The sequence below is a fragment of the Arsenophonus endosymbiont of Crataerina pallida genome (assembly GCF_964020125.1).
Lineage (GTDB): Bacteria > Pseudomonadota > Gammaproteobacteria > Enterobacterales > Enterobacteriaceae > Arsenophonus > Arsenophonus nilaparvatae.
Window position 1 is genome coordinate 564,545 of the sequence record NZ_OZ026540.1, and the last position, 22,004, is coordinate 586,548.

The 22,004-nt window shown below is 36.5% G+C and carries 19 protein-coding genes and 1 riboswitch; of the genes, 7 read left to right on the top strand and 12 right to left on the bottom strand.

Annotation, left to right across the window (positions count from 1 at the left end; genetic code table 11):
- Positions 1 to 163 precede the first annotated feature (163 nt).
- Positions 164 to 658 (top strand): type 3 dihydrofolate reductase, encoded by a 495-nt coding sequence (folA, locus tag AACL31_RS02920; RefSeq protein ID WP_310511239.1) that lies wholly within the window; start codon positions 164 to 166, stop codon positions 656 to 658.
- Between the two features lie 258 nt (positions 659 to 916).
- On the opposite strand, the gene apaH is transcribed toward folA, so the two are convergent.
- The 6 genes from apaH to lptD all read right to left on the bottom strand — a co-directional run bounded on the left by apaH (position 917) and on the right by lptD (position 7,666).
- Positions 917 to 1,735: a bis(5'-nucleosyl)-tetraphosphatase (symmetrical) ApaH gene (gene apaH / locus AACL31_RS02925; RefSeq protein WP_310511240.1), complete on the bottom strand. Its 819-nt coding sequence runs from the start codon at positions 1,733 to 1,735 to the stop codon at positions 917 to 919.
- A gap of 2 nt (positions 1,736 to 1,737) precedes the next feature.
- Positions 1,738 to 2,115, bottom strand: coding sequence for a Co2+/Mg2+ efflux protein ApaG (gene apaG / locus AACL31_RS02930; protein WP_310511241.1), 378 nt, complete (start codon positions 2,113 to 2,115; stop codon positions 1,738 to 1,740).
- A 23-nt stretch (positions 2,116 to 2,138) separates the two neighbouring features.
- The gene (gene rsmA / locus AACL31_RS02935) at positions 2,139 to 2,948 is read right to left on the bottom strand and encodes a 16S rRNA (adenine(1518)-N(6)/adenine(1519)-N(6))-dimethyltransferase RsmA (RefSeq protein ID WP_310511242.1); all 810 of its coding nucleotides are present in this window, start codon (positions 2,946 to 2,948) and stop codon (positions 2,139 to 2,141) included.
- Positions 2,941 to 3,936, bottom strand: a complete 996-nt coding sequence (pdxA, locus tag AACL31_RS02940) for a 4-hydroxythreonine-4-phosphate dehydrogenase PdxA (protein WP_310511243.1) — start codon at positions 3,934 to 3,936, stop codon at positions 2,941 to 2,943. The genes rsmA and pdxA overlap by 8 nt, the downstream gene beginning before the upstream one ends.
- A 5-nt stretch (positions 3,937 to 3,941) precedes the next feature.
- Positions 3,942 to 5,243, bottom strand: a complete 1,302-nt coding sequence (gene surA, locus AACL31_RS02945) for a peptidylprolyl isomerase SurA (protein ID WP_310511244.1) — start codon at positions 5,241 to 5,243, stop codon at positions 3,942 to 3,944.
- Between the two features lie 83 nt (positions 5,244 to 5,326).
- The gene (gene lptD, locus AACL31_RS02950; RefSeq protein WP_310511291.1) at positions 5,327 to 7,666 is read right to left on the bottom strand and encodes an LPS assembly protein LptD; all 2,340 of its coding nucleotides are present in this window, start codon (positions 7,664 to 7,666) and stop codon (positions 5,327 to 5,329) included.
- A gap of 182 nt (positions 7,667 to 7,848) precedes the next feature.
- On the opposite strand from lptD, the gene djlA reads away from it, so the two are divergent.
- The gene (djlA, locus tag AACL31_RS02955; RefSeq protein ID WP_032114539.1) at positions 7,849 to 8,667 is read left to right on the top strand and encodes a co-chaperone DjlA; all 819 of its coding nucleotides are present in this window, start codon (positions 7,849 to 7,851) and stop codon (positions 8,665 to 8,667) included.
- A 40-nt stretch (positions 8,668 to 8,707) separates the two neighbouring features.
- Here djlA and rluA read toward each other — a convergent pair whose 3' ends face one another.
- The 6 genes from rluA to thiB form a co-directional block, all read right to left on the bottom strand.
- Positions 8,708 to 9,355, bottom strand: a complete 648-nt coding sequence (gene rluA / locus AACL31_RS02960; RefSeq protein WP_310511245.1) for a bifunctional tRNA pseudouridine(32) synthase/23S rRNA pseudouridine(746) synthase RluA — start codon at positions 9,353 to 9,355, stop codon at positions 8,708 to 8,710.
- 51 nt (positions 9,356 to 9,406) lie between these two features.
- Complete coding sequence (gene rapA / locus AACL31_RS02965) at positions 9,407 to 12,313, bottom strand: RNA polymerase-associated protein RapA (RefSeq protein WP_310511246.1); 2,907 nt, start codon at positions 12,311 to 12,313, stop codon at positions 9,407 to 9,409.
- A 543-nt stretch (positions 12,314 to 12,856) separates the two neighbouring features.
- A complete protein-coding gene (locus AACL31_RS02970; RefSeq protein ID WP_310511247.1) occupies positions 12,857 to 13,204 on the bottom strand; it encodes a hypothetical protein in 348 nt (115 codons plus the stop codon).
- Between the two features lie 1,219 nt (positions 13,205 to 14,423).
- Complete coding sequence (thiQ, locus tag AACL31_RS02975) at positions 14,424 to 15,125, bottom strand: thiamine ABC transporter ATP-binding protein ThiQ (RefSeq protein WP_310511248.1); 702 nt, start codon at positions 15,123 to 15,125, stop codon at positions 14,424 to 14,426.
- A complete protein-coding gene (gene thiP, locus AACL31_RS02980; RefSeq protein ID WP_310511249.1) occupies positions 15,118 to 16,722 on the bottom strand; it encodes a thiamine/thiamine pyrophosphate ABC transporter permease ThiP in 1,605 nt (534 codons plus the stop codon). The genes thiQ and thiP overlap by 8 nt, the downstream gene beginning before the upstream one ends.
- The gene (thiB, locus tag AACL31_RS02985) at positions 16,695 to 17,684 is read right to left on the bottom strand and encodes a thiamine ABC transporter substrate binding subunit (RefSeq protein WP_310511292.1); all 990 of its coding nucleotides are present in this window, start codon (positions 17,682 to 17,684) and stop codon (positions 16,695 to 16,697) included. The genes thiP and thiB overlap by 28 nt, the downstream gene beginning before the upstream one ends.
- Before the next feature lie 99 nt (positions 17,685 to 17,783).
- Positions 17,784 to 17,895, bottom strand: a riboswitch (TPP riboswitch).
- A 112-nt stretch (positions 17,896 to 18,007) separates the two neighbouring features.
- Between thiB and rppH the strand changes: the two genes are divergently transcribed.
- From rppH to AACL31_RS03010, 5 genes are all read left to right on the top strand, one after another.
- Positions 18,008 to 18,538 carry an RNA pyrophosphohydrolase gene (rppH, locus tag AACL31_RS02990; protein ID WP_180816234.1) on the top strand — a complete coding sequence of 177 codons (531 nt, stop codon included), beginning with the start codon at positions 18,008 to 18,010 and terminating at the stop codon, positions 18,536 to 18,538.
- Positions 18,539 to 18,774: 236 nt separating this feature from the next.
- Positions 18,775 to 19,674 (top strand): prolipoprotein diacylglyceryl transferase, encoded by a 900-nt coding sequence (gene lgt, locus AACL31_RS02995; RefSeq protein ID WP_310511250.1) that lies wholly within the window; start codon positions 18,775 to 18,777, stop codon positions 19,672 to 19,674.
- Positions 19,675 to 19,740: 66 nt separating this feature from the next.
- Positions 19,741 to 20,592, top strand: a complete 852-nt coding sequence (locus tag AACL31_RS03000; protein WP_310511251.1) for a thymidylate synthase — start codon at positions 19,741 to 19,743, stop codon at positions 20,590 to 20,592.
- Between the two features lie 267 nt (positions 20,593 to 20,859).
- Positions 20,860 to 21,339 carry a prepilin-type N-terminal cleavage/methylation domain-containing protein gene (locus tag AACL31_RS03005; RefSeq protein WP_310509574.1) on the top strand — a complete coding sequence of 160 codons (480 nt, stop codon included), beginning with the start codon at positions 20,860 to 20,862 and terminating at the stop codon, positions 21,337 to 21,339.
- Entirely contained in the window at positions 21,333 to 21,956 is a 624-nt protein-coding gene (locus tag AACL31_RS03010; RefSeq protein WP_339053740.1) for a prepilin peptidase-dependent protein, read from the top strand. Before AACL31_RS03005 ends, AACL31_RS03010 begins: the two co-directional genes overlap by 7 nt.
- Positions 21,957 to 22,004 lie beyond the last annotated feature (48 nt).

Here is a 22,004-nt window from a genome sequence, read left to right on the forward strand (position 1 = left end):
TATTTTATGTTTTGTTATTTTGATTGTTATTTATTATTTAAAATTATCTATATAATAGTAATTAATAATTTGATCGTTTTTATAAAAATGTAGATTTATCGAAGAGTGATTGGATTTATTAAATGTAAAATCCAATTTTCTATTATGCCAATATGGTGACCTAATGAATATTAGTTTAATCGCGGCAATGGCGGCGGATCAGGTGATTGGTTTGGAAAATAACATGCCATGGGTGTTATCCGGTGATTTAGCCTGGTTTAAGCGTAATACGTTAAATAAGCCAGTTATAATGGGACGTATAACTTATGAATCTATAGGTAAACCTTTACCTCAACGTTTGAATATTATTCTTAGTCATACTCATTCGAGTGATGATAATGGCGTTGTTTGGGTTAACTCAGTTGATGAGGCACTAGCTGCAGCAGGAGAAGTAGAAGAAATAATGATTATAGGCGGGGGAAAAATTTATGAATTATTCTTACCTCTGGCGAATCGTCTTTATTTAACGCATGTAGATGCGGAAGTGATTGGTGATACCTATTTTCCTGTTTATAAGCCTAATGAATGGGACTCTGTATTTACTGAATACCATGAAGCAGATGATAAAAATTCTCATAATTATTGTTTTGAAATATTAGAACGCCGTTCACAAAGCTAAGAGAGATTCTTGGTGGTAATAAAAAATCGAAGGCTAATACTTCGGTTTTTTATTATTAATTTGAATTAGGGGATGTTAAATATATAAATAAAAATTAAATTTGTATTATTAATTAAATAATTTAAGTCAAATATTTATAAATAAGGGTCTATTAAAATAGCTTTTATAGCTATTATTTTAGTCATATTAAAACAAAATTAATTAATTTATTACTTATATTACATTATTTGTTGCATAGCAAAATAAGCATAGTATTAGTTATCTTTTGGTAAATGCAGGCTGGTGAAAATATTTTTTATCTTCCCAGCGTAATAAAGTCAGTTTTCCTCCCCAGCAACAACCGGTATCAAGCCCATAAATACCTTCAGGTGTTCCTTTCCCTTCAAGGGAAGCCCAATGACCAAAAATAATGGCATATTCTGGTGGTATTTTTCGCGGCAGATCAAACCAAGGCTTTAAAGGAGGAGGTGTGTTTTCAGGTTTATTTTTCCAGGTCATTTTTAACTGACCGTCAGGAAAGCAATAACGCATACGAGTCAGGACGTTAGTACTAAAGCGTAAACGGGATAACCCTGTTAAATTGGGTGACCAGTTGTTCGGTATATCGCCATACATGGAGTCGATAAATAAAGGATAGCTATCACTACTAAGAATAGCCTCTACTTCTTTGGCACACATCTGTGCTGTTGTTAAATCCCATTGTGGTGTGATCCCAGCATGTGCCATGATGATTTTTTTCTTATTGTCAACTTGTAATAATGGTTGACGTCGTAACCAATTAACTAATTCATCAGCATCAGGCGCTGTCAGTAATTTTTTCAGTTTGTCTTTGGGTTTATTATGGCTAATATTGGCATATACACCGATAAGGTGGAGATCATGATTACCTAGTACCATTCTGACGGATGAGCCTAATGTTTTAATGTAACGTAAAACTTTGAGTGAATCCGGGCCTCGGGAGACGAGATCACCGGTGAGCCATAAAACATCCTTTTGTGGTTCAAATTTCACTTGTTTGAGAAGTGCTTTAAGTTCACGATAGCAACCGTGAATATCTCCTATAAGATAAGTAGCCATAATTAGTTTATAACTGTTGGGATAGCAAGACGAAAGACTGGGATATCAACATAAAAATTTTTACCATCATTATCTAACATCACATAATGGCCCTCCATGGTTCCCATTGGCGTTTCTATAATAGCACCACTGGTATAACGAAATTCGGCGCTTGGTTGAATGATAGGTTGCTCTCCTAACACGCCCTGTCCTTGTACTTCGGTACGTTTACCATCACTATTGGTAATTAACCAATAGCGACTTATTAGCTGTACCGGCGTGCGGCCTAGATTGCGAATATAAACCGTATAGGCAAAAACAAATCTGGCTTCTTCCGGTAAAGATTGATTTTCAATATAGACACTTTGAACTTGTATACAGATGTTAGGTTCATTTAGCATAGTGCCCCCAAAGTTTATCACTATTAGCGAGAGGTTTTAGCCAATTTGCTGGCTAACTTGCAATAATTTTCTACTGAAATATTTTCAGCGCGACAATTTGGATCAATACCTAATTGCTCAAAATCTTGCACGCTAAATAAATCACTTAAACTATTACGAATAGTTTTACGTCGTTGATTAAATGCCTGTGTAGTAATACGACTTAATAATTTGACATCACAAATAGGGTAAGGGTTTCGTTGATGAGGAATTAAACGCACGACAGCTGAATCCACTTTTGGCGCAGGTGAAAAAGCCGACGGCGGTACTTCTAAGATAGGGATTATCTGACAATAATATTGCGCCATAACGCTAAGGCGACCATATGCTTTAGTATTCGGTCCTGCGACTAATCGATTTACAACCTCTTTTTGTAGCATAAAATTCATGTCAGCAATAGCATTAGTATATGTAAAAAGATGGAACATTAGCGGAGTTGAAATATTGTAAGGAAGATTACCGAACACTCTAAGGGGTTGACCTTTTTTTTTCGCTATTGCGCCAAAATCAATCGTCATTGCATCGTTTGCTATAATTGTTAGTTTAGCACTCAGCGCAGGGTGTGCAGCTAAACGGGCGGCAAGATCACGATCTAACTCGATTACCGTCATATTCTCTATAAGTCCACTAATAGGTAATGTTAGGGCGCCTAGACCCGGGCCAATTTCAACAATAGCTTGATCAGGCTTTGGGTTAAAAACAGTAACCATATTGTCAATAATAAATGGATCAGTTAAAAAATTTTGCCCAAAGCGCTTACGGGCAAAGTGCCCTTGATGGATTCGTTTATTCATTGTTATTTTGTATCATGCTAATAGCTAATTTTAAGGCGGTTATAAAACTGTTAACATCTGCTTGCCCACTTCCTGCTAGCTCGATCGCTGTACCATGGTCAACCGATGTACGAATAAAGGGTAAGCCTAAAGTAATGTTTACCGCGTGGCCAAAACCTTGATATTTTAGCACAGGCAGACCTTGATCGTGATACATAGTTAAAATCACATCAGCTTGGTTCAGATATTTGGGTTGGAATAGAGTATCCGCCGGGAAAGGGCCATAAAGCTGCAATCCTTCATGACGCAATTTCTCGATAACTGGGATGATAGTATCGATTTCCTCATGTCCCATATGTCCGCCTTCGCCGGCATGAGGATTTAATCCACAGATATAGATGGCGGGTGTTTTAATGCCAAATTTAGATTTTAATTCTTCATTTAAAATATAAATAACTTCTTGTAAGCTTTGAAAAGTAATTGCAGCGGGAACCTGTTTGAGAGGTAAATGGGTTGTTGCTAGCGCAACACGCAGGGTTTCTGTCGCTAACATCATGACGACTTTTTTTGTTTTACTTCTGTCAGCAAAAAATTCAGTATGCCCGGTAAAGGGAATACTTGCATCATTGATAATTCCTTTATGAACAGGGCCGGTAACTAATGCTGAAAATTCACCAGTCATACAGCCATCGCAGGCGCGGCTAAGTGTTTCTATTACATAAGTGCTATTTCGTTTATTAAGTTGGCCTGCTTTGACCGGCGCAGGTAATTTTATTGGTAACACGGTCAATGTTTTGGCAGCTTGGTTGTTATTCGAAGTTCCTGGCGAATAAATAGTTAATTCTAATTCTAAGCCGAGTTGATCCGCTCGGCTTATTAGCAGGTCTGGATCAGCACAAGCAACTAATCTAACCGGCCAATTTTGTTGAGCGAGTTGGATCAAAAGATCAGGACCTACCCCGGCCGGTTCACCGGGGGTGAGAACGATAGTATTAGTTTTTTTTTCCATAAAGATTACTGTGCATCGCTATCATTAAGAATTTTTACATAGGCAGATGCGCGTAGTTCTTGCATCCAAATTTGCGCTTCTTCGTTAAATTTACGATTGAATAATAGACGATAGGCATGATCTTTCTGGGCTACATCGGTTTTATCAACTTGGCGAGTATCTTCCAGCTGAATAAGATGCCAGCCAAAAGAGGACTGGATTGGTTGACTTGTTTCACCTTTATTTAAACGCATTAAACCATCACGAAATGCTGGATCATAAACATTGGGCATATTCCAGCCAAGTTCACCGCCACGTAATGCAGAGCCAGGATCTTGTGAATATTTTTTAGCTGCTTCGGCAAAGGTTATTTGACCCGTTTTAATTTGCTGTGCAATTTGTTGTATTTTTGCATATGCCTGTTCGCTATTCATAATAGGTGAAAGTTTAATAAGTATATGGCGAGCTTTCACTTCGGTAACCGAAATCGGCATATTGCCACTTTGTATATCATTAAGTTTTAGGATATGAAAACCGACACTAGAACGTATAGGTCCAATGATAGCGCCTTTTTTAGCATGCTGAATTCGTTGAGCAAAAACGGTTGGCAATTCTTCAACTTTACTCCAGCCCATTTGCCCGCCTTTTAAAGCATTAGGATCGGCAGAGTAAGTAATGGCCAGCTTACCAAAATCAGCGCCTTGCTTTAATTGGGCGATAATTTTATTTACCGTATCCATCGCTGATTGACTTTGTTCATTAGTTGGATTTTCTGGTAATGGGATCAAAATATGGCTTAAGTTAACATTAGCATCTTGGCCAGCTTGTGAATTAAGTTGGGCAGCCAGTGAGTCTACTTCTTGCGGCAGGACGGTTATCCGTCGACGAACCTCATTATTACGTACTTCTGCGATCATCATTTCTCTACGAACATCGCTGCGGTAATTTTGTATATTAATACCATCCATTGACAATCGTTGTTGTAGTTGGCCAACCGTTAATCTATTTTGGGCTGCAATATTGGCGATAGTAGCATCTATTGCTTGATCAGGGATCTGGATCTGCATTTTTTCGGCTATTTGCATAATAATTTTGTCAATGATCAAGCGTTCTAATATTTGGTGACGTAATGCATTTTCATCGGGAATTTGTTGTCCTGCATTTCTGGCGTTTATTCTTACTATATCTAGCATATTATCTACGTCACTTTGTAGCACAACGCCATCATTAACAATAGCAGTCACTTTATCCAATGGTTGTGGCGCGGCCAGTGTGGTAGTGCTAACTGTGAACAACAAGCCAATAATCAGTTTTCTCCAATAATTCATAAAGTTCTCATTTTGTTCGATTATATTAAGGTTTGATCCTATTTCAGGTTTCTTCTATTTGATAGTTGAAAATATCAATTTTATTAGAAGGCTCGTTGATAAGGTAAAATACCACTAGCAAGCATATCCTGACTTCCCAAATTATGATTATTATTAAGGCCTCTTAGTTCCACATTGATTGACCAGCGATTATCATAGTCACTATTGAAGTTTTGTTGTTGCCAACCGACGATTTTACGCTCATAGCCCATATTAATTGACCAGCAGCACGTACTATATTGTAAACCGATTAATCGACTGGCGGGTTGGTTTTCTTTTAGATCATGATAGTATGAGCCAACAAAGCCCCAGCGATCACCTAAAGGCCAACTCACTACCACCCCCATTTGAGAAATTCCTTTTTGAAAGGCTGGTGCGCTTCTAACTGTTGCTTGAATATAATCGCGATCGACAAAGCGGTAATTTAGCTGAATTAAACGATCTGAATCCAGGCGATATTCGGTCACAACATTCCCCATTGTAATATCACCCAGCCGTCTATCATACTGGAGCCCACCACGCAGTCCCCAGTTATCCGTTAAGCGTAAATAAGTATCACCGGCCCATAATAATGAACCGGTATTACTTTTATCTTCAATTGGTAAATCGGAATCTTCAGTTCTGGGCCGCTCAAAATAGTATATTTGTCCGACAGAAAAATTAAAACGTTCGGTTAATTCTTCATCATAAATACGCGTAGTGATACCGGTCGTTAATTGGTTAGCTGAAGCGATACGATCTAAGCCGCTATAAATGCGGTTACGAAATAAACCGTTATAGTCAGCCTGTAGCAAGGATGAATCATAATTATTAATATCACTTTGGTCGCGATAAGGTATATAAAGATATTGCACCCGAGGTTCTAACGTTTGTACATAATTGCTATTTGTCAGCAGGTCACGTTCGAAAACCAGTTTCGCATCAGAAGTTACTGACGGTAAGACGCGAGTAACATGTTTTTTTAGCGTGCCATTAGCCAGTTTGTCAGGGATATCCTGATCATAATAAGTTGCCATTACCCTTACAGTATTGTTAATACTGGCCCAATCATTTGCTAGTGGTAGGTTCAATTCTGGCTCGATATGTAACCGAGTGGCATCAGGATTATTGGCCCCAACACTGGTAATACGCGCTGCTTGGGCATAAGTTTTCAGATCAAATGGCCCCAGATCATATTTATAAAAATTTAGATCTAATTGCGGTTCAGCTTTGTAAGCTTTACTATTCGGTGAATCGACAAAAACCTGAAACTGTTTATGTGTTAAGGTTGCATTCCAGTTAGGTTGTGCATAACCGACACTGAATTTCTGAGTGGCATAGCCGTCAGTACTATTACCATATTTAGAGGTAAAATCGGTGAAATATTTTGGATCACTGACTTTGGTATAATCGATATTAAAACGCCATACTTGATTGAGTACGCCCGAATGACCCCAATATAGAAGCCAGCGATCATCACTATCACGAGCGGGATACTTGCCACTATTTTTATCTTTAATATAACTGCGGTCGTGTTTTAGCCAGTCAACGGCAACGGTACCGGTTCCAGCTATCGTCAGATAACGAAACTCGTTATTCAGTTTTACGCCACGAAAGGTCATAAATTGTGGTGTAATGGTTGCATCGTAGTTAGGTGCAATATTCCAGTAAAAGGGTAGCGCAAAGTCTAAGCCTGAACCTTTAGAATAACTACCATTAGGTAGTAGAAAACCGGATCGACGTTTATTGCCAATCGGTAATTGTAAATAAGGGCTATAAAAAACAGGTACATTAGCAATGCGAAAACGTGCATTCCATATTTCGGCAACCTGTTCTTGGCGATCTAAAATAACTTCTGAGCCAACAACGCTCCAGCTATCATTACCTGGAAGGCAGGCAGTAAACATGCCTTTTTCTAAAATGGTGTAGCGATTTTCTCCGCGCAATTTCATTTTATTTGCGTAGCCGCGACCCTGACGCCCGACCATCAAATAGTCACCTTTTTCGACATCGGTATCTTTATTACTAAGATTTGACCATGCTTTTGGCCCTTTTAGGATGATTTGTGGATCATCATAATGTACATTTCCTGTTGCTACTACCGTACGCAATGGATTTTTACTTGTCGTCTCTGTTTGGGTCAATTTAACTTCATCGGCGGTGAGAGTCTGGTTACCTTGTTGAATATCTACATTACCTTTATACTCGATGAAATGAGGATATTCACCAGCCACATCTTTTGCGGTGATATGGATGGGTAGATCATTGGGATTACCTTTCACGATGGGTTTAGTATATACCGGTACCCCTAGCATGCATTGTTCTGTTAGATCAGCATGGGCCTGTTGGCTATGAACAGCTATCCAAATCATGGTAGCAAGTAGTGTCGGGTGACTTTTTTTCATCATTCTGTATGTAGTTCCTTCATCGATATTATCGTGTAGGCAAAAGTTCAACAATTAACGTACTTAACGGCTCTTGTCTGTATAAGACCATCAGCTATATATTCAGGTTATTAGGCACAGAGTAGAATGAGTAGTATGATAATGCAAAATTATACTCAGGGCATTGGGGAATTGAGAAGTTTATGCGGTATTGGGGAAAAATTATTGGTGTTATGTTGGGGATCATGTCTGGCACTCATATTTGGGGTGTTATCATCGGTTTCATTATCGGTCATGCATATGATAAAGCATCAGAACAGCAAAATTTAGAGAAAACAGGCACTAAGCAGAGCCGTCAGGCACTTTTTTTTGTCAGCACATTTCAGATTTTAGGCCATTTAACGAAAGCAAAAGGCCGAGTCACTGAAGTTGATATTCAACTAGCAACAAACCTGATGGACAGAATGCAGTTGCATGGTGATGCCAGAATTTCAGCACAAAATGCATTTAGAGAAGGTAAGGAGCAAAATTTTCCTCTAAGACAAACGCTGAAAAAATTACGCCGAGCTTGTTTCGGTCGATTTGATCTTATCCAGATGTTTCTGGAAATTCAAATACAAGCTGCTTTTGCCGATGGCGCTTTACATCCAAATGAGCGAAAAGTACTGTTTATTATTGCTGAAGAGTTAGGAATTTCACATAATCAGTTTGAACAATTCTTACATATGATGGAAGGCGGTCGACGGTTTGAGCATAGTAGTAACTATTCTTATGGTTCCAATCGCTATCGACATACTGCTCAAGGACCAACATTAGCGGATGCTTGTAAGGTATTAGGTGTGCAACCTGATGATGAACAAACCAAAATTAAACGTGCTTATCGTAAATTAATGGCTGAACATCATCCAGATAAATTGGTTGCTAAAGGATTACCACCAGAAATGATGGAAATTGCCAAACAAAAAGCACAATCCATTCAATTAGCTTATGATTTAATTAAAAAAGAGCGTCATTTTAAATAGTATATAATATTAAACGTTAGTTGAATAAGTTTTCCAGCTGTTAAAAATCGGCTTTACACGTGAAGTGGATAGGTGACCCATAAACTGGGTGCGTAATGTAAAGTGCTTCTGCATGTAATTGTAGACGTGAAGAGAGTATTAGCGCTGCTTGATGAGCATAGAATCGATCACCAATAATAGGATGACCTAGTGACAGCAAATGAACACGTAGTTGATGTGAGCGACCTGTAATCGGAATAAGTTTAACTCGCGTTGTTTGTTCTTCATAAGCTAACACTTCGTATTTAGTTTGTGCTTGTTTACCGGTTGTAAAGCACACTTTTTGTTTAGGCCGATTAGGCCAATCGCAGATCAGAGGCAGATCAATAAGTCCTTTTTTATTGGTAATATGACCCCAAACCCTTGCTTGATAAATTTTTTGTGGCTCTCTTTCACGGAATTGACGTTTTAACTCTTTTTCTGCGCTTTTATTCAATGCCACGACCATAACTCCGCTGGTTGCCATATCAAGGCGATGAACGGATTCAGCTGTTGGAAAATCCGCCTGAACCCGTGTCATAATACTGTCTTTATGTTCGGCGGCTTTACCAGGTACTGATAACAAACCACTAGGTTTGTTCACCACAATAATATGCTGATCTTGATAAAGAACGTGTAGCCAGGGATCGATAGGCGGATTGTAAAACATATCAGTTGCTCCAACGTGGCCAAAAATTTTATTGTTTCTGGCGATAAATAATTACTGATGGGTAACAATCACCAGGCGTATAGAATCTAATCGCCAATTAGCTTGATCAATATTGAGCAATAATTGTTGGCGTTCATATTCAATAGCGCTTAATTCATCAGGACGAATATTCGGATTGACAGATTTTAATGCCTCTAATCGCGAATACTCTAACGATAATATTTTATCCGCTTGTGTTTTTGCTTCGGCAATCAACATACTTGTTTCTTTTTCTATCATAGCTTTAGAAAGTTGCAGTATGTTATGTACCTCTTTTTGTACGGCATTTACCAGTTTACTACCAGTATGGCGATTCACAGTATTTAGCTGACGATTAAAACTTTCAAATTCTACTTGCTTAGCCAGATCATTACCTTTTAAATCCATTAGAATACGAATTGGCGTTGGCGGTAAAAAGCGAGTGACTTGTAGATTTTTGGGTGCTTGTGCCTCAACAACATAAATTAATTCAGTAAGTAGTGTACCGACTGGTAAGGTTTTATTTTTCAATAAAGACACAGCACAACTGCCAATTTCGCCAGAAAGGATCAAATCCATACCATTACGAATAATCGGGTGTTCCCAGCTAATAAATTCGGTATCTTCTCTAGACAATGCTTGAGTACGATCGAAGGTAATAGTACAACCATCTTGCGGCAAGCCAGGAAAATCAGGTATCAACATATGTTCAGCAGGCGTAAGAACGATCAGATTATCACTGCGATCTTCTTGGTTAATACCAATGATATCGAAAAAATTTAATGAAAAATTAATCAAATCAATACTATTATCTTGTTCTGCAATTTGTTTGGCTAAATCATGACCAATTTCGCCACCATTAGAATTCATTTCTAATAAGCGATCGCGCCCTTGTTCTAATTGGGTTTTGAGTTGGTTATGTTTAGCTCGGCAAGCCTTAATAAAATCGTCAAAGTTATCAAGGACGGTGGGTTTAGCCAAATACTCAACCAGTTGCTGATAATATTGATCATAAATAGCGCGACCAGTTGGACAAGTATACTCAAAGGCATCAAGCCCCTCATGATACCAACGTAGCAAAATAGCTTGGGCAGTATTTTCAAGGTAAGGTACGCTAATTTGGATATCCCGATTTTGACCGATACGATCCAGACGCCCAATTCTTTGCTCAAGCAAATCAGGATTAAAAGGCAAATCAAACATAACTAACTGGTTGGCGAATTGGAAATTACGTCCTTCAGAGCCAATTTCAGAGCATAGTAATACCTGAGCCCCTTGTTCTTGGGAGGCAAAATAGGCAGCCGCCCGATCCCGTTCGAGTAATGATAGATTTTCATGAAAAACGGCCGCTCTGATCGCTTCTTTTTCTCTTAGTACCTGTTCCAATTGTAAGGCAGTAGTTGCTTGAGAGCAGATAACTAAAACTTTTTCTTGCCGATGAGTTGTTAAGAAATGCTTTAGCCATTCAACCCGGGGATCAAAATTCCACCAAGTTGCATTTTCACCTTCAAACGTCTGATAGGTTTGTTCAGGATAGAGCATCTCCCGCGCACTGATATCAACGGATTTTTTAGCATTCATGATGCCAGCAACTTTAATCGCCGTTTGGTACTGTGGGGGTAAAGGTAATTTAATAGCGTGTAATTCACGCTGAGGAAAGCCTTTAACTCCATTACGGGTATTGCGAAATAGTAAACGGCTCGTTCCATGACGATCCATCAACATGGTAATCAATTCGCGACGTGCTTTTTCACTTTCTTCATTATCACTGTTACTGGCTTTAAGAAGAGGCTCAATATCCTGCTCCTTAATTAATTCTGTTAGTAAATTTTGTTGCTTATTATTTAATTTTTCACCAGAAAGGAGCAAACTAACGGCTTCGGCAACCGGGCTATAATTTTGTTGTTCTTCAATGAAGTGTTGATAGCTATGAAAGCGATTAGGATCCAGTAAACGTAGGCGAGCAAAATGGCTCTCTTGACCCAGCTGTTCAGGAGTAGCGGTTAATAACAGCACTGAAGGAATTTGCTGAGCCAGCGTGTCGATAGCTTGGTATTCACGGCTAGGCGACTCTTCACTCCATAACAGGTGATGAGCTTCATCAACAACCATCATATCCCAACTGGCTTCTAACAGATGATCAAAACGTTTTTTATTGCGGCGAACGAAATCAAGAGAACAGATGACCAGCTGCTCTGTTTCAAAAGGATTCTCACTATCGTGTAATGATTCGGTATAACGGCTGTCATCAAACAGCGAAAAACGCAAATTAAAACGACGTAGCATTTCGACTAACCATTGGTGTTGCAAACTTTCAGGTACGATAATCAGTACTCGTTCAATACGTCCAGCAAGTAACTGTTGATGAATGATCATTCCTGCTTCAATAGTTTTGCCTAATCCAACTTCGTCCGCTAATAAAACACGTGGATGGTGGCGTTTACCTACTTCTTGAGCAATATAAAGTTGGTGAGGGATCAAATTGGCACGCATACCTCTTAGTCCACCGGTTTGGTGACCAAATTGTTGGTATTGGAAACGCAAGGCGCGATAGCGTAATGCAAAACGATCCATTCGATCAAGTTGACTGGCAAACAAACGATCTTGTGGTTTATTAAAAGTTAACTTGCTATCAAGAAACACTTCGCGCAGGCTGACGTTTTTTTCATCGGAATCGATACGAGTTCCTGTATAAATAAGTACTCCCTCGTCTTGTTGTACATTGTCAACTCTCAACTGCCAGCCTTCATGGCTGGTGATCAGATCGCCTTCATTAAACATAACGCGTGTAATTGGTGCATTATTTATTGAATAAAGGCGATTTTCTCCACTTGCAGGGAAAAGTACTGTAACCATGCGGCTATCAATAGCTACCACGGTACCTAATCCAAGTTCACTTTCTGTATCGCTTATCCAGCGTTGACCAAGAATAAATGGCATAAATTTTAACTCAGTTTATCCGTATGTTTGAGAAAATTATGGGTTGTTCATTTTGAAGAGAGTAATTATATTAATCATAAAACAATATCTTACTCTCTTTTTGAAAGGACTGTATGTTAATAAATGCGGTGCCAATAGTCACCTATAAAAATGCTTTTTTATAAGATATTATTATTTATTTGTGTTTTAACAGAGAATGTTAAGGTATTAAGCAGATGGAAAAAAGAACAAATCACCATTTTTTATTATTCTGCATCCTACTGTTTTTGCTCATTAATTTATAATTAACTAATATATAAAGAAAATTATATAGATGTTATGGCTAATTTAATATTGATAAAAATAAAGCATAGAAATAAAAATGCTATGTTATTTGAAATTTTTTACTGGGGGATAAATATTTTTATCACATGTATTAAAATTATCTGCTTAATTTCTAAAACCCAACTTAATCTAATAAATATTAGTATAAATAATACATCAATATTAGATTAAGATTGGGTAGTTAATTAACTTTGTTCTATGATTTCTGAAAAAATAACATTAATCATCATTTTTTAAGATTAAATCAAAGCGGAAGCCATCAACTCTTTCGAATTCTAATTCAAATGGTAAGGTATCTGAATTGACTTCAATTTGATTTTCTACAGCATTATATTCAAAGTAAGTAGCAGTGTTAAATTTAACTATATTATATCTATCATAAATGACGAGATGAGCAACATGTTGCATACCATCATCAAGAATATCACCAACTGTTACAAAATCTTTGTCTGAATCGATATATGCTGGTTCGTCGATTCCATGTACGCGGATAAAAGCCCGGTAAGGAAAACCATCACCAGTTTTGTTTAAAAAACGAATGGCTAATTGTTCTTTATTATTTGACATATATAACCTCATCTAGTATTTGGTATATTAAAATTTTGCTAATTAGATGCGCATCTATATTTTATATAACACATGAGCTACATTGCTTTAAGTTATATATAAAATCAAATTCAAAATTTAGAATTTTCATTATTAAATTTTGTTATTATTTTTTTATTGTTATTGAAAAAATGGATTTTTATATAAAATATAAAATATAAAATATAAAATATAAAATATAAAATATAAAATATAAAATATAAAATATAAAATATAAAATATAAAATATAAAATATAAAATATAAAATATAAAATATAAAATATAAAATATAAATTTTATTTATATAAAAATAAAAGTAATGATATAATATCATGATGAAAATTTTTATATGATTAATGAAGTTATTATAATATTTTTAATCTTCAATTATTAATTCTTGAAAGTATAAAATAAACATGGTTATAGTTAATAATAAATTTAATAAAGTATTTGATATCACTCTTTAATAATTTTTTAGTTATTTAACAAATTAAAATTAGCTTTATTATTTTTGGTTAATTGCTTTCATATATTAGTCATTTTTATTTTTTTAATCACTAAAAATAATTAGTTAAGTTAGTGATTTTGTAATTAGTGAGCAACAATCTTAGCTTTTTATAATAATATTATATGTAATAAAATTTTTCGTTTAATATATCCATTCATTTAATAAAATTTTGTGCTATTTTAAATAATCTTTTTAAAAAAATGTTTTTTTATCGATATTATATAATAAGTTATTTAATTTTTTGTTAAATTGATAGAGTGCTATAATCGCTTATATCTATGTTATTCTTGCTAAAAGCGAGATGAAATAATCAATATTAAGATAAAAAATGATGAAAAAAGTTACGCTTAATTTTATTTACTTAATTATTGATTCTTCTATATCATATAAAAAATAAATAATTATTAAATTTTGTTATAATTTGTGATATGTAGGTATTTTGTTTTAAATATTTATTTTATGTTCTCAATTTATTGAAAAAATAAATTTTTTGTTGATTGATTTTTTAAATAAAAAATAAAAAATAAAAAATAAAAAATAGATACGTTTTTAATAAAATTGTGACAACATATATCTTTGTATTAGAAAAAGTAGTCTTAGTATTAATACAACAAATAGTATTATAAAGGTCGAAAAATACCATCCAATTATTTGCCAAAGTGTGAATTAATAATTAATTATTATAAATAATGTCAAAAATGAGATATACCCAGCAGTTTACTTGCGGGTGTTAATCCATTAATTAAACAATCTGGTTGACCATCATAGGCAATTTTTCCATCTGCAATTACGATAGACCGAGTTGCTATTTGGCTAGCATCTTCCAAATTATGGGAAACCATCAGTAAGGTTAATTGGCGTTCATCACACACCTGTTTAAGTAATGTTAACATTTCATTACGTAAAGCTGGATCGAGAGCAGAAAAAGGTTCATCTAACAATAAAATCGGTTTTTGGCGGATCAAACAACGCGCTAACGCAGTACGTTGGCGTTGTCCGCCTGATATTTGTGCAGGTAAACGAGCGATACAATTATTAAGAGAAACTTGTTCTATGATCTGTTTTACTGCGCGATGTTGAGCTCTTTCTAATCTTAAATTTGGTGAAATGCCTAACGCAATATTTTGCCAAACAGTTAAATGAGAAAAGAGATTATTTTCCTGAAAAAGGATAGAAACTGGCCGCTTGGCGGGTGGTGTAGCAGTATGATTTTGGCTATTTAGCCAAATTTCCCCCTGTTTGGGATATTGAAATCCAGCGATCAAATCCAGTAGAGTACTTTTCCCTGCGCCACTAGGGCCTAATATAGCCACCCTTTCAGCTCTATTTACTTGAAAATCAAACTGCATTGTTAGATTTTCATAACAATAGACAAGTTGATCTAATTTAATCATGCTCTTTTCCTGATAAATATTCTAATAAACTGAATAAGCTGAAACAAAGTAATAGCATTAACAACGTGGTAACTGCCGCATCATTATTACGGTAAGAGCCTAATTGTTGATAGAGATAATAAGGTAGGGTACGAAAGTTCTCATTACCAAACAGTGCAATAATACCAAAATCACCGATTGAGAGTATACAGGCAAAAGCGAAGGCTTGTCCTATTGTACGTTTCAAAGCTTTTAATTCAATTTGAGCTAGTCGATTTATGCCTTTGATCTGTAATGAAAGGCATAATAAATTATAGCGTTCAGCTAAGTCATACATCTGATTTTCTAATATTTTTAAGGCATAAGGAATAGCCATTAAAGCATTCGTCAAGATGATTAAACTATAAGGCGAGTAGGTTAAATTAATAGTATTATTTAGCAATAAAAAGAAGCCGGTAGCTAAAACTATGCCTGGCATTGCAAGTATTAATAATCCACTTAATTCGAAAGTTCGATAAAGCAGTATTGAGCGGCGCAGACGTAATTCACGACTACTCCAAAGCAACATCATAGTAAGAATAATACAAAGTACGCCAGCACTAATAGCGATAAAAATCGAATTAATGGCTGCTTGCCATAAGCCTGGCTGTTGTAACACGTGTAATAGCGTTAAGTTTAAACCATCAACGATAATAGCCAAGAAAGGCGGAATTAAGAAAAATAGGGTCATACTAATCAGTAATGTATCCCACCATTTCTGCCATCGACTATCAGCTGGATTTGTCCACCGCAATTGTCGACTAGCACCGACGGAAAAGACGACATTTAATTTTTGACTTAATAATACTAGCCCTAAACAGCAAAAAAGTTGGATCAGAGCCAGCAAAGCAGCTTTATTGAGATCAAAATCATAACTTAATGATTGATAGATAGCGAGTTCAATGGTGGTTGCAGCAGGCCCCCTGCCAAGCGTCATTACGGTAGCAAAACTGGCGAAGCACAACATAAAAATCAGAGCCGATGTTGGTAAAATCTGTCGTCTAAGATAAGGCCATTCAACAATCCGAAAATGTTGCCATTGGTTCATGCCGAGTTGTGCGGCAAGCTGACGTTGCTCAACTGCAATATTCTCTAGCGCAAGCAACAGCATCCGCATAGCTAATGGTAAATTAAAAAAGACATGTGCTAATAAAATGCCTTTTAGGCCGTAAGGAGTAAATTGGTAATTAATACCTAACCATTGACAAAATTGAGCAATCCATCCCACCCGACCATAGACGGTTAATAAGCCAAAAATGGCCACTAGTACTGGCAATACCAGTGTCATCGAACATAAGCGTAAAAACAGTATCCGACCTGGAAAATGGCGTCGAAAAAGGGCTTTGGCGAGAAATATTGCAGGGATAACGGATAAGACGGTCGATAGTAATGCTTGCCAAAATGTAAAGCCAATGACGTGCCATAAATAGCTGTCATCAATAAATTCTTGCCAGCTTATTTGCGGGGCATGTAACCATAAAGTGCTGAAAGTAACTACCGCAATAGTGATTAATAGGCCGGACACAACTATGCCAGGCCAAAGTGAACTCCCTATTGGTGGCTGACGGCATTTTGCCATAAATTGATCCATTGATTGCGATGTTGAGTAATATCTTCTGCATTAAATTGTAATGATTTTTTTGGCACAGGTATTTGTTGATAAACGTCGGGTAAGGGGATATCAATGACTGGATACATCCAATTGGTTGTCGGCAACGTTTTTTGGAACGTTGGTGATAGCATAAATTGCATGAATTGTTGAGCTAGTTTAGGCTGCTTGCTGGTTGCTAATTGGGCCGCCACTTCAATTTGCAGATAGTGACCCTCACTAAATAGTGCCGCAGCATAATTATTTTTTTTATCATTTAACAGATGAAAACCTGGTGAAGAGCTATAACTGAGGACAAAATCGCTTTCACCTTTTAAAAACAATCCATATGATTCGCTCCAACCTTTAGTAACGGTTACGGTTTTTTTGGCTATTTTTTGCCAAGCCTGAGCACTGTTTTGCCCATAAATTTTTTGTATCCAAAGTAGTAGCCCTAAACCTGGTGTACTGGTACGTGGATCTTGGTAAATAATTTTCCATGGCTGGGGGCTATTAATAAGTTCATCAAGACTTTTAGGCACTTCAGTGATCCGCGTCTTATCATAAATAAAAGCAAAATAACCATAATCGTAAGGGATAAAAATATTGTTATCCCATTTTATGGGTAATTTCAGTTGACTGATGTCAATTTTACTTTCAGTAAATAAGCCCGTTTTTTTTGCTAGATCAATTAAGTTATTATCAAGTCCGAGCACAATATCAGCTGGGCTATTTTTTCCTTCCATTCTAAGGCGATTTAATAACGCAACCCCATCACTTAGGCCAATTAGCTTCAGTTCACAGTGACAGATTTGTTCGAAGGCAGGCTTTATTGTAGGCCCTGGCCCCCAATCTGCGATAAAGGAATCATAAGTGTAAACGGTTAATATAGGTTTTGCCTGGAGAGCAAAAGCTGAACAACAAATTAAACCAATACTAACTATTTTTAGCAGTACATTCTTCAATACTGAGTTCTCCTATATAATTAAATAAAAGTGATGTTCTAGGATCTGAGGAATGGACAGTAATGAAGCTATTTATTGATGAATAAATCATTAGAGTGGCTCAAATCCCTACGCCGATGTTAATCGGATCAGGTTCGACGAGTTTTTCTCAGCCAGCTATTAACAATATTAATCATAGCTGGCACCCCGTTGAGATGGCCTTATTGTAAGATGTTATCTTATAATTGCAAATACTATATTTGATAAAGGCTTACCATATAGAGTAGTATGAAACAATAAGTTATCTTTTAAATTTTTAACGAGGTAGTCAGATGGTTGACAATGATGGCTACCGCCCGAATGTAGGAATTGTAATTTGTAATCGGCAGGGCCAGGTATTATGGGCTCGTCGCTATGGGCAACATTCATGGCAGTTCCCTCAAGGGGGCATTAATCCTGAAGAATCACCAGAACAGGCAATGTATCGGGAATTATTCGAAGAGGTTGGGTTGGATCGTAAAGATGTTAAAATATTAGCATCTACCCGGAACTGGTTACGTTACAAATTACCTAAACGTTTGGTGCGTTGGGACACAAAGCCAGTTTGTATAGGGCAAAAGCAACGTTGGTTTTTGTTACAATTGGTTTGTAATGAACATAATATTAATGTGCAAACAAGTAAAACGCCTGAATTTGATAGTTGGCGTTGGGTGAGTTATTGGTATCCTGTGCGTCAGGTTGTTTCTTTTAAACGTGATGTTTATCGGCGCGTTATGAAAGAATTTGCTCCGATGGTTATGTCACTGCAAAATAGTACAATGACATCAAATAAAAGCCATACCTATAGGCGTAAACGTGGCTAAATAAATTTAGCGGAAGAAAGTAGGTTTATGTTTATTTTAATAGCCAACTTTTGTCGTTTTGAAAGCGAAGTGAGAGTAGTGAAAGCTACTCTTGTTTATTTTTTGGAAAATTTACTAGCCAAAGTATGCATTAGATAGATTTGTTGATGAATTTAATCAATAAAATACTATTAGATTTTAAACCGCATGCAGTCATGCAATTCTATCAAGCTCTATAAAACTAAAGAGTGGAGACGATGAATAATAGTTATATTGTGTTTCCTGATATTGATCCTGTTATATTCTCGATTGGTCCAGTAGCCCTTCATTGGTATGGTTTGATGTATTTGGTGGGATTTGTTTTCGCTCTATGGTTGGCAAAACGGAGAGCCGGAAAAGCAAATAGTGGCTGGACCAAAAACGAAGTTGAAAATTTGCTCTATATTGGTTTCTTAGGTGTCTTTATCGGTGGACGTTTAGGCTATGTTTTATTTTATAATTTGCCGGCCTTCCTGAGCAATCCTTTGTATCTATTTAAAGTTTGGGACGGAGGAATGTCTTTTCATGGTGGGTTAATTGGTGTGATATGCGCCATGTGGTGGTATGCACGCAGAACCCATCGCCATTTTTTTCAAGTTGCCGATTTTGTTGCTCCATTAATCCCATTTGGATTAGGTATGGGACGTATTGGTAATTTTATTAATGGTGAACTTTGGGGACGTGTAACATTAGATACACCATGGGCAATGTTATTCCCAGGCTCACGAGCAGAAGACATTCAGATTGTTAGTCAAGACCCTTCTTTATTACCGATTTTAGAGCAGTATGGCGTATTACCACGACACCCTTCCCAACTTTATGAGATATTTTTTGAAGGGATCATTTTATTTATTATTTTGAATCTGTTTATTCGTAAACCACGCCCAATGGGCAGTGTTTCAGGATTGTTTTTGATTGGTTATGGGGCTTTCCGTATTTTTGTTGAATTTTTCCGTCAGCCGGATGCGCAGTTGGGGCTATTTGGTGGTGTAAGTATGGGACAAATTTTGTCAGTCCCTATGATCATTATTGGTATTTTAATGATGATCTGGGCCTATAAGAAAGATAGCCATTGTACGGACTATTCCATTGCTAGCAAGGCAGAAAAGAGTAAGTAGCAGAAAATTTTAATACAGTGCTTTTATTTATAGTATTAAATAATAGATTCTAAGCGAGTAATAATAATGAAACAATATCTGGATTTATGTCAGCGTATTATTGATAAAGGTCAGTGGGTAGCAAATAAACGCACAGGAGTTCGGTGTTTAACGGTTATTAATGCTGATCTTGAATATGATGTCGCAAATAACCAGTTTCCTTTAATTACGACTCGCAAAAGTTTTTATAAAGCGGCTATTGCTGAATTATTAGGTTATCTAAGAGGTTATTCTAACGCTGCACAATTTCGTGATATTGGCTGTAATACATGGAATGCCAATGCGAATGAAAATCAGGCATGGCTCAATAATCCGAACCGTAAAGGTGAAGATGACATGGGGCGGGTTTATGGTGTTCAGGGGCGTTCATGGCGACGGCCTGATGGTACTTATTTAGATCAGCTGCAAAAAGTCATTAGCAACCTTTCGGTAGGAATAGATGATCGTGCCGAGATAATCACTTTTTACAATCCGGGTGAGTTTGAATTAGGTTGTTTACGCTCTTGTATGTATACGCACACTTTTTCTCTGCTAGCTGATACGCTTTATTTAACTTCATATCAACGTAGTTGTGATGTTCCTTTGGGACTAAACTTTAATCAAATTCAATGTTTTGTTTTACTGGCACTGATTGCTCAGATCACGGGTCACAAACCAGGTAAGGCTTACCATAAGATAGTGAATGCTCACATTTATGAAAATCAACTTTCGATTATGCGTGATATCCAGTTGAAGCGTACTCCTTATTCTTTGCCGCAACTACGTATTAATCCTAATATTAAAACATTAAAAGATATTGAAACCTGGGTGACTAGTGATGATTTTGAAGTCATTGGTTACCAATATCATGATGCAATTAAATATCCATTTACGGTATGACATTTTTTATGGGTTGCTTTGATCATTAACATCAACAAGGTGACTACCATCTTATTTGCTGTTTTTAATTAATATTATGGTTTAATTAATAAATAGCCACTAAAAACATTAAAATCTGGGAGGCGTTTCTATCTTTGCTCCCCAGTTTTTTGTAATACCAATTTTTTAATAGATCTGTTTCCCTTCTATCTTATTTGAGCATTTATTTTTTTATCCTAAATACATAACAATAGTTTGCATTAATTGTGCTACATATGGCAAAAATATATGCGCCAACAAGGGTTCACTCTGCTTGAAATTATGATTGCGATTGCCATAGCAGCCTTGATTGCTGTTGTTAGCATTAAGGGGTGGCGAAATTATCAACAAAAAATACATTTAATTGTTGTTACGCAAAAAGTTGCCGCTTTTATTGCCCGTCATCAAATGCAGGCGGCTTATTTGAATCAAGAGAGGCAATTGATAGTTCAAACGGATAAAACTTCAAATTGGATGCTGATAGTTGCAATTAAAGGTAAAAAAGATACCCAGCAAAGTACAGAGATGAAGTGGATTAATAGGCATAATGAAGTAGTGTTGCAAAACTACAGCCGAATATCGACCTTGTTGCTAGGTAAAAGAGGAACGGCATTACCGACTACTTTACGTTTTAGCAATCAATCAGCAGAGATCTCGATCATTATTTCGGGTTTGGGACGAGTGCGTTTATGTAGTAATCAAAGGCTGGGGGGAATAGCTAAATGCTAAATAAACACATTTCCTTTAATTGTAAGCAACAAGGTTTTTCTCTGATAGAAGTCCTAATCAGCTTAATAATAAGTAGTATTGTTTTTCTCGCTATCATAACGCTATATCCATTACTGACGCAGCAAATCAATCGATTATATCAAGCTTATCATCTTGATATTGTGGCGAGACAATTCTTATTAATGTTGGAAAAAGATGTTCGACTTTCAGGTTATTGTTTTGGTGATTGTGTCGGAGTGGCATTGAAAATTAGTGAAAAACGAGGCGAGGCCAAGCATTCCTGTATTCATCTTATTTACGATTACAATTTAGATGGCAAATGGCAAATGGCAAATGGCAAATGGCAAAAAGCAACAGATGAGACTTCTGATTTCTTTATCTATCGTATTCATCGAGGTAAGATGGAAATACACCGTAGCGGAGTAGATTGTGAAGGGCAAGGATGGATAAACCTATTTGATCCCAAACAGATAATAGTTTCACAATTTGCTTTAAAAGAGGTGATCATGGATGAAAAACGTTTTTTAGCTGTATTTTTAAGTCTATCTCCGCGAGCATATCCAGATCTATTAAGGGAATACCAACTAAAAATTTATTTAAGAAATCAATCGATATGAAACAGATAAATTGGTTTTTTCCTCACAAGTTTGAACAGCAAGGGAGCG